Annotated in this window: 8 protein-coding genes and 1 pseudogene; 3 read left to right on the forward strand and 6 right to left on the reverse strand. The window is 45.4% G+C overall.

From position 1 onward, the window contains the following. Positions 1 to 14 precede the first annotated feature (14 nt). Positions 15 to 812, reverse strand: coding sequence for a septum site-determining protein MinC (gene minC, locus QZW82_RS01680; RefSeq protein ID WP_293143550.1), 798 nt, complete (start codon positions 810 to 812; stop codon positions 15 to 17). 353 nt (positions 813 to 1,165) lie between these two features. Here minC and QZW82_RS01685 point away from each other — a divergent pair, with 353 nt between their 5' ends. The 3 genes from QZW82_RS01685 (at position 1,166) to QZW82_RS01695 (ending at position 5,087) form a co-directional block, all read left to right on the forward strand. Next, complete coding sequence (locus tag QZW82_RS01685; RefSeq protein ID WP_366664963.1) at positions 1,166 to 2,155, forward strand: ADP-ribosylglycohydrolase family protein; 990 nt, start codon at positions 1,166 to 1,168, stop codon at positions 2,153 to 2,155. Positions 2,156 to 2,345: 190 nt separating this feature from the next. Beyond that, entirely contained in the window at positions 2,346 to 3,047 is a 702-nt protein-coding gene (locus QZW82_RS01690) for a DUF4079 domain-containing protein (RefSeq protein WP_293143553.1), read from the forward strand. A gap of 309 nt (positions 3,048 to 3,356) precedes the next feature. Beyond that, the gene (locus QZW82_RS01695) at positions 3,357 to 5,087 is read left to right on the forward strand and encodes an NAD(P)H-quinone oxidoreductase subunit 4 (protein ID WP_293143556.1); all 1,731 of its coding nucleotides are present in this window, start codon (positions 3,357 to 3,359) and stop codon (positions 5,085 to 5,087) included. A 649-nt stretch (positions 5,088 to 5,736) separates the two neighbouring features. Here QZW82_RS01695 and QZW82_RS01700 read toward each other — a convergent pair. The 5 genes and pseudogenes from QZW82_RS01700 to QZW82_RS01720 form a co-directional block, all read right to left on the reverse strand. Continuing rightward, complete coding sequence (locus QZW82_RS01700) at positions 5,737 to 7,401, reverse strand: NB-ARC domain-containing protein (protein ID WP_293143559.1); 1,665 nt, start codon at positions 7,399 to 7,401, stop codon at positions 5,737 to 5,739. Between the two features lie 151 nt (positions 7,402 to 7,552). Further along, positions 7,553 to 8,822, reverse strand: a pseudogene (locus QZW82_RS01705) (transposase). Between the two features lie 262 nt (positions 8,823 to 9,084). Then, positions 9,085 to 11,058: an ABC transporter ATP-binding protein/permease gene (locus QZW82_RS01710; RefSeq protein ID WP_293143565.1), complete on the reverse strand. Its 1,974-nt coding sequence runs from the start codon at positions 11,056 to 11,058 to the stop codon at positions 9,085 to 9,087. Between the two features lie 553 nt (positions 11,059 to 11,611). Beyond that, entirely contained in the window at positions 11,612 to 12,469 is an 858-nt protein-coding gene (locus QZW82_RS01715) for a DUF1361 domain-containing protein (protein ID WP_293143567.1), read from the reverse strand. Positions 12,470 to 12,776: 307 nt separating this feature from the next. Beyond that, complete coding sequence (locus tag QZW82_RS01720; protein ID WP_293143570.1) at positions 12,777 to 17,432, reverse strand: PAS domain S-box protein; 4,656 nt, start codon at positions 17,430 to 17,432, stop codon at positions 12,777 to 12,779. Positions 17,433 to 17,604: the final 172 nt, after the last annotated feature.

Genomic DNA, 17,604 nt, shown 5'->3' on the forward strand with positions numbered 1-17,604 from the left:
TGACTAATAACCAATTACCCATTACCGCCCATTAACTGCGATTTGTCAAAATCAGAGGCTCTACCGATCCGAATCCCCTGAGGCGTCACATAGGCGACTTCCGGGAAAAACTGAGCGGGTGAGGCTTCTGGGCCTCTGGCAACGTATTTAGCAATCCTAATCACCATCGGTTCCATCTGCAAGGTCATAATCACGCTGTTGGTGTTGCCGCCAGCACCCGCGTGCACGACGCCCCGCAAACGGCCCCAAACCAGGATATCGCCTCCGGCGACGACTGAGCCACCGGGATTTACGTCTCCCAAAAGTACGATCGTCCCTGGGTGACGAATTTCTACGCCCGATCGCACAGTCATCTGCAAATATAAAGGTTCCGCCAGCGATTGCGGTTTGTCGGCGGATTTACTCAGGGTAGAAACCGGAGGCTGCTGTTCTACAGAATAGCCTGCCGTAGCTGCGGCAACGGCCGTTTGGCGGCGGCTGGTGTGGACTCGTTTGAGTTGCAGTTCCGCTTCCAAGAGGGCATCGGCGATTTCTTGCAATTGGCGGATATCTAAAAGTCGATCGCTGCCCATCAATTGTACTTCGGCATTCGGCTGCCAAAAGCGTTCTCCAGCATTCAGCCTGACTTTTAGCTGCTGGCAAAGTTCAGTCCAAGTCGATGCCGTACCAGTTGCGGGTTCGTTGTTCGTTTCTGGGGGAAGTAGCAACAATAGCTGTCCGTCTTCAGTCTTGAGTCGGACTTGCAAATCTAAGCTAACTTCGGGTGTTGATTGAGGGGTAGCAGCAGCGGCTGTGGAGGCATCGGGTGTCATGGGACGGTTCGATCTCGGGTAGCGAAAGGTTAACATCAATATTAGCTTGAGTCGTCTTTGGCCTCAGCCTTTGGGGCGAAAAGTCGGGTTTTTTTATTTTTAACCGCAGGTAGGGCAATTTTCTTTCATTTTTGAACAAGATTTTTTTGATTCACCGCAGAGGGCGCAGAGTACGCAGAGAAAGAGAATTAAGAGAATAAAGTAGGTCTACACGGGAGCATCTCAATGAATGCAAAAAACATTTATTTTGACAGTCACATTGGTAGTAGTCACATTGGTAGTAGGGTGCGTCAGCCACTTCTGGCTCCCCACCTGAAAATTAGGCCCCTCGCTGACGCACCCTACAATATCTTTTGTCAAGTGCCATCAACTGTCAACTGTCAACTGTCAACTATCAACTGAAAATTACTATGCAGCAAATAGAACGTTATCGCGGCAGTCTAATCGGTTTGGCAGTTGGCGATGCTTTGGGAACAACTTTAGAGTTTTGTCGCCCCGGAACCTTTGAACCCATTAAAGATATGGTTGGTGGCGGCCCGTTTCGCCTGCAACCGGGACAGTGGACGGATGATACTTCGATGGCACTTTGTTTAGCTGAAAGTTTGATTGAAAAAAAAGATTTCGATCCAGTCCATCAATTAGAAACTTATCTGAAGTGGCGGCTACATGGACATTTGAGCAGTACGGGCGAGTGTTTTGATATTGGCAATACGGTTCAACAAGCACTTTGGCATTTTGAAGATACAAAAAAGCCTTACTGCGGTTCTACCGAATCTTGGACTGCTGGAAATGGTTCGATTATGCGTTTGGCTCCCGTACCTTTGTTTTATGCTAAGAATCCTTTAGAAGTCATAGAAAAATCTGGAGCAAGTTCTCGAACTACTCACGGTGCTGCTACTTGCGTCGATGCTTGCCGCTATTTCGGTGCTTTAATTGCGGGGGCTGTGAATAAAGTTAGTAAAGAAGTTTTGCTTTCGGAAAGATATTGTCCGATCGCCGAATATTGGGCCGCGCACCCGCTGGTGGCAGAAATTGATGAAATTGCGGCGGGTTCTTTTAAACGGAGACAACCTCCTGAAATTAAGGGTACTGGTTACGTGGTTAAGTCTTTGGAGGCGGCTCTTTGGGCGTTTTATAACAGTTCTTCTTTTGCCGAAGGGTGTTTGTTGGCTGTGAATTTGGGCGACGATGCGGATACAACTGGTGCAGTTTACGGACAGTTGGCGGGAGCTTTTTACGGCGAATCTGCCATACCACAAAAATGGATCTCGCAATTGACCGATTTCAGTCTAATTGCATCTTTCGCCGAACAACTGTTGACTGTAGGACTTACGCACGGGTGACTAGAAACCAAGTTTTTGTATGTCCGAATTAATGGAAATGCTCTTGCGCTCCTGGTAAGTTAAAATCTCTCTGGTTGTGATGTGCGATTTTGTTGAAGCCTCGGGTTTTGTTCGATCGCGATCGGGCGATCGATTTCGTCAAAATCTCAAAAGTTTAGTTTGATCCAGTTTAAAAACAAAAAGGTGCTTTATGGAAATTAAAGATTTTCTGAGTTTGCTGCATCCTGTTTTGGCTGTAGCGATCGTTTTTCCGATGCTTGGTATTGTGCTGAATATGGCTTGGCAAACTAGGCAGCGCCGCCAGCAAGTTGCCTCTGGGGATAAGAGCAAAATTCCCCCTGTAGTCGGCGGCGAACACGTCAAAGCAGGTAAAATTCTGTCGGGATCTGTGGTAGGAGTAACTCTGTTGGGTCTGGGCTACCCAATTTTTGAGCATATTTTGAGCAAGGATGTTTGGAGCAAAAACTCGTTTCAGGTAATTTTCATTATTCTGATGTTTGTTGCTACCATTGCCTCTTTGGTCATGTTATATCGATCGACACCTGCTATCTGGCGCGGCACATTTGCGACATTGACGGGTGCTGGCTTGGTGATTCTTGGCGCTCAAGATGGCGTTTTTCGGCGCAGCGATGAATGGTATTGGTCTCACTACTACATTGGCATCACGGCTGCGTTGCTGATGGTTTTCTCCCTGGCGATAGTTCAAGACATCTACAAAGATCGATCGAATCGCTGGCGCACAGTCCATGTCATCTTGAACTCGATCGCTGTATTGCTCTTTTTGGGACAGGGAATGACGGGAACCAGGGATTTATTAGAAATTCCTCTGAGTTGGCAGAAACCCTATATTTATAGCTGTGACTTCCCAAATAAGACTTGTCCCAAACCGTGAGTCACAGTGCCAGCCCTAAAAACTCGTGCTACAGAATAATTAATTATTACCGCTAGTACGCGGAACAGGTGCGTCGCCCTCAAATCGCCGTGCAAGCCGTTAAAGAATGGCGGCGCGCCCTACAGAGATTGTTCCATGATTTTAAACAAGCTAAATAAATACCTCCTCAGTATCTTGACATTCTGGGCAATCTATGCAGTAACTTTTTTTATCATTAATATAAAACAAATATTTGCAAATCTTAAGTTTTTATTAAAATTACGTATTACAATAGTGGTAACTTTCAACTAAGTATTTATTCTCAATATCATGATAGCGGATCAATTTCCTTGGCTGACCGCAATAGTCATGCTACCCCTCGTAGCTGCCCTCGCCATCCCTTTTCTGCCCGATACAGACGGCAAAACTGTGCGTTGGTATGCCCTGGGCGTAGGCATTGCAGATTTTGTGTTGATGTGTTGGGTGTTTTGGACGCACTACGATCCGAGCATTTCTAGTTTCCAAATCGTTGAACAGTATCCCTGGATACCTTCTTTAGGTCTCAACTGGTCTATTTCGGTTGACGGATTGTCAGTTCCGCTAGTGTTATTGGCGGGATTGGTGACGACGCTATCGATTTTTGCTGCATGGGAAGTCGATCGCAAACCACGATTGTTCTACTTCCTAATGCTGGTGATGTACTCGGCACAAATCGGAGTATTTGTCGCCCAAGACATCATGTTGCTGTTCATTGTTTGGGAATTAGAACTAATTCCGGTGTACTTGCTAATCTCGATTTGGGGCGGACAAAACCGTCGCTACGCAGCTACCAAATTCTTGATTTACACCGCCGGCGCTTCTATCTTTATTCTCGTCGCTGCCCTAGCAATGGGATTCTACGGCGGAGGAAACGTTACCTTCGACATGGTAGAACTGGGCTTGAAGGACTATCCGCTAGGTTTAGAAATCCTACTTTATGCGGGATTGTTGATTGCCTTCGGCGTCAAACTCGCGATTTTCCCTTTTCACACATGGCTGCCTGATGCCCACGGTGAAGCATCTTCTCCTGTGTCGATGATTCTGGCCGGCGTGCTTCTGAAAATGGGCGGCTACGGACTGATTCGTTTGAATTTGGAACTGCTTCCGAAAGCACACGTTTACTTTGCGCCAATTATGGCGGTGCTCGGCGTAGTTAACATTATCTACGGCGCGCTTAACTCCTTCGGCCAAACCAACATGAAGCGCCGCTTGGCGAATTCGTCGATTTCTCACATGGGATTCGTGTTGTTGGGTATTGCTTCTTTCACCGATTTGGGAATCAACGGGGCGCTGCTCCAAATGATTTCCCACGGTTTGATCGCCTCAGTATTGTTTTTCCTGGCTGGCGTGACTTACGATCGCACCCATACCATGATCATGGACGAGATGGGCGAGATTGGGAAAGTAATGCCGAAAGTGTTTGCCTTGTTTACGGCGGGCGCGATGGCTTCTTTGGCACTCCCCGGTATGAGCGGTTTTGCTAGCGAACTCTCCGTGTTTGTTGGCGTCGCAACTAGCGATATTTACGGTACTTCTTTCCGCGCTGTGATCATATTCCTGGCGGCAGTGGGACTGATTTTGACACCGATTTATTTGCTCTCGATGCTGCGACAGTTATTTTACAACTGTGGAACATTGGCAGCTTGCGATCTAGAAGATCTAGATTTGCGGAATCAGCGAGAGAATATGGATGAAGCGGTTTGTTTCGGTAATAGTTGCGTTTTGCCTGGTGATGCAAAGTTTATCGATGCTCAACCTCGCGAAGTGGCGATCGCATTTTGTTTCTTGATCCCGATTGTCGGCATTGGTTTTTATCCAAACATGGCGATGCAGGCTTACGACGCGAAGACTGTGGCTGTTAATGCCGAAGTCCGCCAATCTTACACCCTCATCGTTCAACAAAATCCTCAGATTTATGCGAAGGGATTTTTGGCACCCAAAATTGCACAGGCTCCAACAGTACCTGCTTTGGGCAAAATTACCGGATCTGAATCTGCATCGGTTTTCGGTATTGTCAAATAATTTTATCCAATTCTGTTGTTGCTAAAAATAGAGCGATCGCTTTTGTTAAAGGGCGATCGTTTTTTTGTCGCATAAAGGAGTTAATAGTTGTAGGGGCGGTGCCCCCGTGCCCGCCCTCTTACTTGACAGTTGACAGAATCGTAGGGTGCGTCGCCCTCGAAAATTTATCGAGAAAAATCGACAATCTCATAGATCCGCACCGCGCATCGGGAGCATCAAGCGCGATCGCACTATAATAAAAAATGCTTTTTTCAAAAATGAGACGCACCTTAGACTTCTTGCGCTCATTCAAAAACTATTTTTATTTGAAATGAATCTGCGTCGAGCTGTATTTATTTGATTGACATTTGCGGTGGATCGATCGTATTATTTCGGGTCTATAGCCATAACAAAAACGGCTCGTAGTGCGGACTTAAGTCCGCTCTCCGGCTGCGGACTTAAGTCCGCACTACAAACGAACGAACGAAGTTTATTATACCATTGACAAAAAGTATTCCGACCAAACAATTTTTGGGCTAGTTGTATCAACTATCGTATCAGGTGTGTCATCGCTCGAAAAGTCGATTGAATTTACAGATTTTTGATTGAGCCATACCCTACAAATACTATTCAGTATTTTTCATAATAGGTGTATTTCCCGAATCTGATACTAGCGCCGAATTCCTAAAATAATCTGAGCTAAATTTTCCCTAGCATATCCCACCTCAAGCATCGATTTATCTTCCAGCCCCGAGGCAACTTTCGTCAGGATATTTAGCGGTTCTTCCGAACCTACAGTTTTCAGAAACAATACTTGCAACCGATTTGTAACTAATTCTACAATTGAGCGACTGCGATCCTCTTTGCTTTCTTTTTGTTGAGCAACACTCCTACTAAGATTGTGAGTTTTTAACAGCCACATTCTTTCTATTCCTTGCGTTTTGACTGTCTCCAAAACCTCCGCTTGAATCTGCTCGACTAATCTTTCACTTACATATTGCACGATTAAAGGCTGAAGCCTAAAAACAGTTTGCCCGCTCTCACTTATTTTTTCGATGAGAAAGCGACGGCCGAGAGAATCGAGATTTTTTAGCAAATCGGAAAGGGAAGAATTGACTAACATCTGCTCTCGCAAACTCGCTAGGGAAATCGGACTTTGAGCAATAGCCAACCAGTAAGCAATCTCTTGTTCTGAATTTGACATTCGATCGAACTGCTGCGCGAGCAAATTGCTGATGTGTTCTTCAATAAATAATGCCGTCGCTTCCAAAAACTTGACAACATTTCCCTCGAAAAACTCATGAATCGTTGTCGCCACAATCTTGATTGCTAACAGATTGCCTCCGTACCGGGCTAACAAGATTTCCCATTCTCTATCTTGGGCGGACAAACCTTTTTCTTTGAAAATATCTCGGGCTATTTCCTCGGAAATAGCAGGCTTTAAAAAGCGCACTTTTTCTCCAGCTAGCAAAGCCATTTCCGTAGGCTCTTCGGCACTAACTAGGACAACACAGCTCTGGTGATTGACTTCACAGAGCCGCACAATTAAATCTCGATATCCTTCACAGCCTTCGCGGTAATGTCCCGCTAGTTCTTCTGGTTTGAGCACTGCTTCAAAATCGTCTAAAATTATCAGACATCGCTGCTGGCGCAGATACTCGACTAGGCGCGAAATTTTGCTGTTAAAGTCGATAGGCAGATCGGACTTTTGTGGGTTAGCAAAAAGTTGAATTAAGCTAGTGAGGAAGTCGGATGCTGTTGGTGTCGATCGCAGCGATCGCCAAATCACAAAATCAAACTCATGCTGTACCTGTTTTGCCAACTGCACCGACAGAGTTGTTTTCCCACTACCGGCCAAACCCAGCAGCGCTACTACGCGACAATTATCCGATACAATCCACTGCTTTAAAGTAGTTAATTCTTCAGTCCGCCCGTAAAAAACCGCAACATCCGGTGCTTGGCCCCAATCTTCCTGTCGGCGCCCGTTAGCGAAGCCCGCCCCTACGGGGGCTGCGCCAACGGAGAGGATTGGCATATTGAATAGAGAGCCTTTACCTTGACTAAAATCGATCGAACCCTGCTCGGTGTGGTAGGAAAACAGCAACTGATGCCTCAATTCCGAGAGCTTTCCAGGGCCATTCCCCGCGATCTGAAACTTTTTGTAAACTTCGCCTAGTCTTTTGCGAACGGCGATATCGCTAATGCCAAGCTTGGTTGCGATGGTAGCCGTAGATTGACCGTCGAGAGCCATAAACACAGTCTCTAACTCGGCATCTGTGACACCGCGCTCTTTAGCGATCGTTTGCACAAAGTTTTGAGGAATCGGAGTAGTCAAGGTAGGAATCTCGCCTGTACTAAAAATCTATCTTCTATTATATTCTCTGAGTTCTCGCGGGCAAACAATTGAATAAGTCAATCTTCAGCTTGCTTGTCGGTCTTGGAGGGCCGTTTGAGATATTTATAGCTGGTAAAAGTATAGTCATCTATTACATGACATGGGAGGCTTCCAGTCCCTCCCCTTTCGCTTTCACTTCGAGCGGATTGACCCTTCTAAAGCTGAACTACGCAGCTCTCTATCCCATTGCCAAAGGCATTTGGGATTGCTTTTCTGAGGATGTTGTAAGAACCGTTAACATCGGAGTTAATTAATTGACCGACTGATGTTCTGTATAATCCTCTTTTGATTCGCCTGCCACTAAATACGACATCCAAAGCGCTAGTATGCCCGTACACAGGAATTGGATCTAGATTCAAGAAGCTCGACTTAGACGTGTAAGATTCTTCTTGAACTATCACCTTAATTCCCACCAATCGAGCCTTGTATTCCAACATCTCAATTAATCGAGCGTGAGGAATGCTGACAAAGTTTTGATTAGTTCGTTTTCCCAGGTTAATTTCAGTTTTCCACTGTGCATTTTTGCCAATTACTAGCGTCCCAATTTGATTTGCCGTCAGAAGTTCGACTATTAATCGACTTGTGTGATGCAAGTAATTATCGACTTTTTGGTTGCGACAGCGGGTTAAGCGTTGAAGCCGGGGTGAGGTTTTGCGCTCCCCTTTTAGTTGGGATTGCAACTGCGAAGAACGTTTGTTGTAGAACTGGTTAATCGATTTGAGTGGTCGCCCGTTAATCAAAAGAGGGATAAATCCCGGTTGATTTGAAGTTAGCGCCGCTAAATTGTCCAGTCCCAAATCAATACTAGCTACGAAGTTGTTACGGATAGCGGTGGACTCCGGTTCATCGTAAATTACCTCAATTACATAAGCATCGCATTTGGGAACCAATCTAACTTGACAAATTCGTTCGGGATTTACTTTGGTTTTGATTAAAATCTCAGTACCTGACAGTTTAATAATTCCATTTTTCAACTGCCTGCTGCTTATTGCTTGAATCGTATAAACCAGGATATTTCGACCTTTGACTTTATCTTTGTACTTAGGTATTTTTGGACGACCCGTAAATTTAGAGGCATCTTTTTTGTAAGCTTTGAGAGCTTCAAAAAACGATTTCCAGTTTTTGTCTAACAACATCAAGATTTGCTGGCTAACCTTGGCAGGCATTGCCTTGTAAGCTGCGTGAGATTTCATCAAGCGATTCATTTCGTTGTAATTGACATAGCCCCATCCATAAATGAAACTTTGACGAAGGACATAATTGGCAGCATTGTAGAGATTCTTCGATTTAAAAGCTAGTTCGTCAATTTGGACGAAACGGCGTTCTTTCGATTTAATGATGTGACGTTCTGTTAGCTGCATTCTCAACCTCCTGACCACATAATACCATGCTTGATTACTTATGCTTACAAACTGAATGAAGTTTTACAATACCCAAATTATCCATTTTGATACCACTTCAAAAAAAGAATGCAACCCTAGTAGAACTCTTGTAGGGTGGAGGCAAGGCGATGAGCGATTAATCTGTAGCACCTGCGCGATAAATCTCCAACCGTACCGCCACCCACCGCGAACCAAAAACTAAAAACAGAGTAAATTCACAATTTTTGAAACCAGCGCTGTATCAGCCAAAAACCTTCGTACTATCGCGGTATTTTTCGGTCGAAAGCAGTCGCCAACTCCCATCACCCAAAAGTTCCAAAACCTGCTGGTGATATTTCAACAAACTCAATCGGTGGCCCACACTCACAAATGTAGTTTGAGTTGCTTGCAACTGTTCATATAAAAGTTGCTCGTTCTTCAAATCCAAAGCACTTGTCGCCTCATCCAAAATAGCATATCGCGGTTTTGTCAATAACAATCTGGCAAAAGCTAAACGCTGCTGTTCTCCCAGGGACAAAATCTCTACCCAATCTAAAGCCTCATCAAAACCGCCCAATCTGTCCGGCAAATCTGCTAAGTTGACTAATGCCAAAACGCGGCGCAATTGTTCCTCATCAACCTCGCTGCTGGTGTTGGGATAGAGAAGTTGCGATCGCAAATTGCCCAAAATCAGATAAGGACGCTGCGGCAAAAACAGCATTTCTCCTAATTCCGGCCGCGCCAGACGACCCGTTCCCGAGTCCCACAAACCCGCAATAGCCCGCAGCAAAGAACTCTTCCCAGAACCGCTTTCACCGACAATTAACAGTCCTTCTCCCGGCGACACCGCCACCGACAAATCCTTAATCAAAGTCTTTTGATGCTTCGGAGTATCTAAAGTAACCTGTTTCAGCGTCAACTGAGAATCTACTACGACATCTATAGTAGTTCCTCCGGCACGAGATACCGCCTTTTTTGCTTCCAAAGTATCTGTAAATACAGTTAAACGATTGATGCTAGCTGCAAAAGCACTAAGGGGTTCAATGCGACTGACAATCAGTGAAAAAGCGGCTAAAACCTGACGGAAAGCAAAACCCGCCTGAGTGATGTCTCCAAACTGGATCGTATCGGTTTTGTCGGCAAAATAAGCAGGAGCGAGAAACAAAGCCGGAATAATCACCACAGCATACCCATATCCAGTTGTAAAATAATCCAAATTTCGCTGCCAGCCAATTAGCAAATTAAAATTGCGGAACACTTCCACGAACCGCTGCTTTATTTGCATCGATTCTCGCTCTTCCCCCCCATAAAAGGCAATGGATTCAGCATTGTCGCGAATGTGAACCAGTCCGTAGCGGAAATTAGCTTCTTCTTTAAGTTGCTCGAAATTTAGAGGCACTAATTTTTGACCAAAAATCAGACTGGCGGTCGTCCCCAACATAGCATAGACAACCAGGAAAATTGAAAGTTGTTTCGAGATTGACCACAGGATACCCGTGAAAGATATAATATTAACTATTGAACTCAGGAGCGCCAGCATAAATGTCAAACTTGTACGAGTAAACGATTTGACATCTTCAGAAATTCTTTGGTCGGGATTGTCGATTTCCTTGTGTGAATTTATTTCGTAATAAGCCCGATTATTAAAATACTTGTCTAGGAACTTATTTGTCATCCACTGTCGCCAGTAGAGACTCAATTTATCTTGGATGTAGCCGTAAATTACCACAATGGGAGTGCCGGCTGCAAAAACCCCTGCATATACAAAAAGATACTTCCAATAATTGAGCTGGTCTTTTTTTGCCAGTGCTGTATTAAAAAAGTTACTGACGTAACTAATGATTACATTCAAGCCGCTGACAGACAGGGACAATAACAGCAATAAAGCCAAAAAAAACCACGACTGCCAATGCGCTATCAACCTGCCTTTAAAAAATAAAAATGCGCTGAAAGGAATAATTAGCATCAAGGCAACAATGATAATTTCCGGAGAATAAATAATCTGTTGCAACAAACTAACTAACCCAGCAGCAATATTATTGACAAAATCCGGAAAAAGAGCGGCAGCACCCAAACATACAACACTAACGAGTACAAACATAGCAGCGAAGAGAAATATCAACAACAGCGCTACTAATCCCAGAAAAACCCTGCCTCCTCCAGGCTCTAAAGGATAAAAGTAAGGCTGAGCGATTGCAATAAATTTTTCCCACAACTGACGGTCAAATCGATTCATCTTTACTGTTTGCAAAACTACTTCAACTGTTCTAACATATCAAGTTTGATTCCCCATTGTCGCAGTAATTTATTTGGGAGTTTAGGGAAGAGATTGGTCTCCTATAGCAATCCTTGCAGGAGTCGTAAATCTTTTTACCCCACCCCAACCCTCCCCGAAGTCGCGGGGAGGGAGTAAGAAACTCACAAATGATTTAGGACTGCTATATGAGGTGCGCTGTCACGACTACAATTAAATTGGTTCGAGCGCTCGGACTTCAGTCCTCAAATTTTCATGAAGACTGAAGTCCAAACGCTCGAACCTACCTGATAACGGTTATTTTAGGGGACACGATCTTACCAGAAAGAATTGGTTGAAAGCCCGCCCGATCGGGAGAAATTAAAATCAGACTATTGATTATTCCAATCCTCGTACTTAAGGGTAGAGATCGCTATTAAACTGTCAACTGTCAACTGTCAACTGTCAACTGTTGAACTTACTTAAAGAGGAAGACTGGTTTTCCGATTTAAGTTGTGGAGACGCAAACAGTTTGTAGGTTAGTTGTGGGGTGAATCTAAAATCTCAAATCTATGGGATCGGCAGAAGCCGCGGTTTCGCCGATCGACTCCGAGGAGGATAGATTGTAATAAAATCGGTGGCTAATCCCCAAACTAACTTGCTTGAACACCCAATACAAAACAGCAATGACGACAAATGTTGCAACCATTACTACAACCGGACGCTTACCAATCAAATCATTCATGACGGTGTTAACTAAGGCATCGGGATTCGCCAGAATGTCCCAAGTGTTGAACCGGATAAATCGCCCTAAATAAATGCCGATCGCCGAAAGTGCGTGTATAGTTATCTCCGTTGCCAGAATAAATCTACCCCAACCCTGTTGTTTCAGATAGTAACCCAAACCCATCACCGACAGTACATATGCCTCAAATCCCGCCAGCATAAACACCAGATACTGCGGAATCAAAGCCAGAGTCACAGTCCACACCGAAGTCCCTTCTTTAATCTGGTCGATCAGGTGAATGATATCAGTTAAAACGTAGGGTGCATTGGGCAAAAACGCGATAAACCAGAAAAAACCGCCCCACCAGCGGAGAGAGCGAACTCCGCGCTCTCTCAGCACCCAGATGTCTAAAGCCATTAGTGCTAGCGTAATCGCGATCGCCCCCAAAACGTAAGTTGTGCCCACATCTTGTACAATGTGCTTGAGATAGGACACAACATGGCGCGTGCTAGGCAAAAAAGTAGCGCCTAGGAGAACCCACGTACCCCACAGCAGCCAGCGCGATCGAGGTTTGCGGAAGAGCCAAAAACTCAACGCCAGCGGTACTAAACCTAAAAACAAATTCCAAGACATCCAGCGGACATTCTGTCCCATTGCTGCGATCGCTTCCAGGATTAATCCCATCATGTCAGTTTTTATACAATTAAAGGTTTCAAGCAGCACCGCTTTCTCAGCAGCTTGAATCTATCTTAGTCGGTATAACAGAAGGAAGAGTTGACAGTTGTAGGGGCGGTGCCCCCGTGCCCGCCCTCTTTAGTCTGATTGGTAGGGTGCGTCAGCTCGGCACTTCTGGCTCCCCACCTCAAAATTAGGCTAATCGCTGACGCACCCTACAATATCTACAACTCTCATCAAGGTACGTTGTTGCGCTTAAGCGCTCTTTCATAGATCCTCGAAGAGCGCCCAAGCGCAACAACGTACCTAAGCAACTTAACTATTGATAACTTTTGCCGATCGGAATTTCGATCGCAAAAGTCGTTCCCCCTCCGACTTCCGAGAAACAGTCAATCTTGCCCTTGTGCTTTTCTACCACAATCGAGTGCGCGATCGACATTCCCAAGCCAGTACCTTTCCCCACAGCTTTTGTCGTAAAAAACGGGTTAAAAATGCGATCGATCACCGCCTGCGGAATCCCCGTACCATTGTCCGAAATTTCCACCCTCACAGTGCTCTGGGCCGTGACACCAGTGCAAATCACAATCCGGCCGCTCTTAGTCACTGCTTCTTGAACTGACAACTTGTGATATTGTTCTTCAATAGCATCAATTCCATTAGCAATAATATTCATAAACACTTGATTGAGTTGGCTCGCATAGCACTCCACCGGCGGCAGATTCCCGAACTCCTTAATTACCTCAATTTCCGGGCGCCTGTCGTGACTCTTTAAGCGATGCTGCAAAATCAACAAAGTGCTATTAATTCCCGCGTGAATATCGACAGGCTTCATTGCCGATTCGTCCAGCCGCGAGAAATTTCTCAGCGACAGCACAATTTGCCGGATGCGATCGGTTCCCACCTGCATCGAACCTACAAGTTTTCTTAGATCCTCAGTCATGAAATCCAAATCAATCTCTGCAATGCGATCGACAATTTTTGCATTAGGTTCGGGATACTCATGTTCGTAAAGATTCAGCAGATCCAGCAACTGTGTAGTATACTGGTGTAGATAAGCAATGTTAGCGTGAATAAAGTTAACCGGATTATTAACTTCGTGGGCTATGCCTGCAACTAATTGCCCCAAAGAAGACATTTTTTCAGTTTGAATGAGTTGAGATTGAGCAGAGCGCAATGACCGCAGCGCTGACTCTAGCTCTGTAGCTCTTTCTCTTTCTCGCGCCTCGCTTTGTCGCAGAGCTTCCTCAGCTTGTTTGCGAGTCGTAATATCCTGGGCAAATCCAATTATTACCTTTGACTTACCCTGAGAATTTCTGGTAAAAATAGTATCCCGACTTTGCAGCCAAAACCATTCACCGTTTGCGGCCAGCATCCGGTACTCAATTTCCCTAATTTCGCCATCTTTAATTTCTGCAAAGCTCGCGTGATATTCCAAAACTTTTGGCAAATCTTCGGGGTGGATCAACTGAGCCATCAGTGATGAACCCATCGCTTTAATTTCATCAAATGTATAGCCAAGAAGCGTGCCAACAGAAGAATTAGCATAGACATTTCGCTGTTCTTCCAAGTCGTAGAGATACAAAATACCGGGAGTAGCATCGGCAATTTTTTGAATAAACTGCTGGCTCTCTTGTAAAGCTAATTCAGCTTGTTTGCGATCGGTAATATCAGTAGTGATGCCGTCCCAAAGAATATCACCGTTTGCTTGAGCTTCAGGACGCGAAATTACCTGAAACCAGCGCATCTTGCCGGAAGGAAGCACCAGCCGTCCTTCCCACTGCCAAGGTTGCAATTGTTGGGCGGAAACAGCCACAGATTCGTGATAGTGTTGGCGGTCGTCTGGATGAACCAAATCTATTAGCAAAGCGGAATTTTTCTGCACAGCTTCTGGTTCTAACTCAAACATTTCTCGGGAAGCAGGACTGATGTAAGGGAAACTGACAAAGCCATCTGCACGCAACAAACATTGATAAATCATTCCCGGCAAATTAGCCGACAGCTTTTGGAATCTTGCTTCACTTTTCCGCAGTGCTTCCTCTGCTTGTTTGCGCTCCGTGATGTCAGTAATTGAACCAACGATGCGGACTGCTTTTCCAGATGCGTCCCACAAAGCTTGTCCGCGACTGAGTATCCATTTGTAGGTGCTTTTGTAGCACCACAAGCGGTATTCGGTGATGTAATGCGGCGTTTTTTTGTCTAAATGGTCTTGGAAAGCTTGCATTACTAAAGCTAAATCATCGGGATGCGTGTTTCTGTTCCATTCGTCAAAGTAATCGAGCATTCCGATTTGTTCGTATCCGGTGATTTCCTTAAATCGATCGGACAGAAATATTTCTCTTGTTTGCAAGTTCCAATCCCAAATGCCGTCATTGTTACCTTTGAGCGCTAACTGCCAGCGTTCTTCAGTTTGCATCAATTGAGCAGTTCTTTGTTCGACTCTATTTTCTAGTTCTTCATTGAGCTGTTTGAGACTTTCTTCTGCCTGTTTCCGCTCGATCGCAATTCCTGCTAAATGCCTGACAGATTCTATCAATTGCAGCTCAAATTTTTGGGGAGTGCGCGGTTGGGCGTAATACATGGCAAAAGTTCCCAAAACTTGACCCCCAGATGAGACAATAGGAGTAGACCAGCAAGCTCTCAGTCCAAAACTCAAGGCTAAATCTCGAAAGTCTTGCCACAAAGGATCGCTGGCAATATCTGTAACGATCACCTGTTCGCAGCGATAGGCAGCAGTGCCGCAAGAACCGACATTCGGGCCGATGGCTACTCCATTAATAGCAGCATTATAACTTTCTGGCAAACTGGGCGCGGCTCCGTGCAGCAAATGTTTGCCGTCTGGAGCTAGAATCAAAATCGAACCCATGACATTTTTAGATGGCTGTTCGATAATTTTAATTAAAGTAATTAAAGTATCGCAAAGACTTGCGTCCTGAGCAATCATTTCTAAAATTTGTTTTTGACCGTTCAACCAATTTTCAGCTTGCTTGCGCTGGGTAATGTCCCGGGCAATCCACAAAGCCGTGTTGTCTTTCATTGGCGAAATGGTAGCAGCAAACCACTTTTTTTCGCTGCCAATTTCCAGGTGATATTCACAACTCAAAGTTTGATTAGTAGAGACAGCGGTCGTAATTTTGTCCAAAAATAATTCTGCTGTTTCTGGATCGAATAGATCGTGAATTTTTTTACCTATAACTTCCGCCGGCGGCTTGTACAAAGGTTCGGGATTGGTGGGGGCAATTTTCAGGTAGCGTCCCTCAATATCGAACACAAAAATTACGTCGTTCATGGCAGCCAACAATGCCCGCAATTCTGCTTCTGAAGCTTGCAGGGCGAGTTCAGCTTGTTTGCGATCGCTAATGTCGCGCCCCACTCCTTGGTATTCGATCGCCGCACCTCGATCGTCAAAAGTTGCCCTGTCAGTCCACTGTATCCAGCGAATTTCGCCCGTGTCGAGAATTACGCGGTGTTCCCAGGTAATAGCGGGATTTTGTAGGCTTAAAGAATTGAAAATATCGCTGCACAAGTTTCTATCTTCTTCCCAAATCAAAGGCATAAAACAATTGCCGATCAGCTCCGATCGCGATTTATTGAAATAGCGGCAGTAGGCATCGTTGACAAAAGTCACAACTCCGCTGGGCAAGAAACGGCAAATAAGTTCGGTTTGGTCTTCAATAATTGCCCGATAGCGAGATTCGCTCGCTTGCAGCGCGGCTTCTGCTAGGATGCGATCGCTAATGTCTGTACCGACGAACAGCAGCCCGATCGATCGCCCTTTGGAATCGACCACAGGTTTGTTTCTCCAGGCTATCCAGACTTTTTCCCCATTGCGGCGGATGTTTTCATTTTCGTGTTTGAAGTATTTGTCCGGCTGTGCCAAACAGTCTCGAATCATTATGGCTAACTGATTTTCCGACAATGTGGCCGGATCTACAATTGTGCCGATCGCACTTTTGCCAAGAATTTCTGCTTGTGAATAGCCGAAAAAATTTTCCGCAAACTCATTAAAAAAAGTAATCTTGCCTTCATTGTCTAACTGCACAATCATGCTGTTAGCGTTCTCAACCAGTTGCCGGTACTTAGCTTCGCTCGATCGCAGCATCGATAGGCCGTACATCCCCGTAAAAACCGCCACCCCGCTCAAAACTGCCAGCAAGCCGCCTCCTGAGAGCAACCACCCCCGCAGCGGCGAATTCTCGGGCCATCCTCCCGCGGGAATTGCTGCCAACTGCCAGGAACCGTTGGGCAAAATCACTTCCAACACCACCGGATTGTTCTGAAAAATCGACTCGTCGCCGAAAAACACCTCGCCTGACACTCCCTTCGCGTCTTTCCCCCGCACAGCGTATTGCACCTTGGCTGAGGGATCGTTGAGTCCCGCCTCCTCAAGCAGGACATTTTTTTCGAGGATCACACCGATCAACCCCCAGTAAACTCCTGTTTCGGGCTCGGCGTCGGGGGGGGTCAGAAAAATTGGCGATCGGCTGACGAAGCCCACGCCTCCCTCCAATAATTGCACGGGCCCAGCAAGCAAAGTTTTTCTGGTGCGGATCGCATCTTCGACCATTTGCCGCTGTTTGGGTAGCGCCATCAAGTCAACCCCGATCGCCTTTTCATTTCCATCCTTCGGATAAATATCTGCGATCGTCGTCCCTTTAACTAAAGTGATGTTGCGAATGCCGGTTTGTTGTGCCAGCAAAATTCTCGCAGTAGCTGCAAACTCGGCTGCGGTGATGTCTGGGTTGTGGGAAATGTCAGCTACCAATCCCCGGATCAAAAATAGCCGGGAATTCAAAGAACCTTCCAACTTTGAGCGGACTGTGCTGAGCCGATCGATCGTACTAGCGCGGTTGTGTTGCAAAAATCGCTCTTGTTCCGATCGGTCTAAAATGCCAACTCCGACCAAAATTGCTACTAATGCCGAAAATGCTGCTAAATACGGTGAAATTTGGAATTTTTTCAGCTTAAAGTATTCCATCTGTCGGCAGTTCAACTATATTTTTAAGTCTTTAGATATATTTATTTTAGTTTCATTTTTCTAGGCAGATGCAAGATTTCCGGCAGACGGGGCTTTTCACAAGCCTGCACGAGTTTTGTGTGTTCTAAGCTGTTGTACCTCTAAAATTGTTTATTTCAATTCCCTCGCACAT

It is taken from the genome of Microcoleus sp. bin48.metabat.b7b8b9.023 (assembly GCF_013299185.1).
Taxonomy (GTDB): Bacteria; Cyanobacteriota; Cyanobacteriia; order Cyanobacteriales; family Microcoleaceae; genus Microcoleus.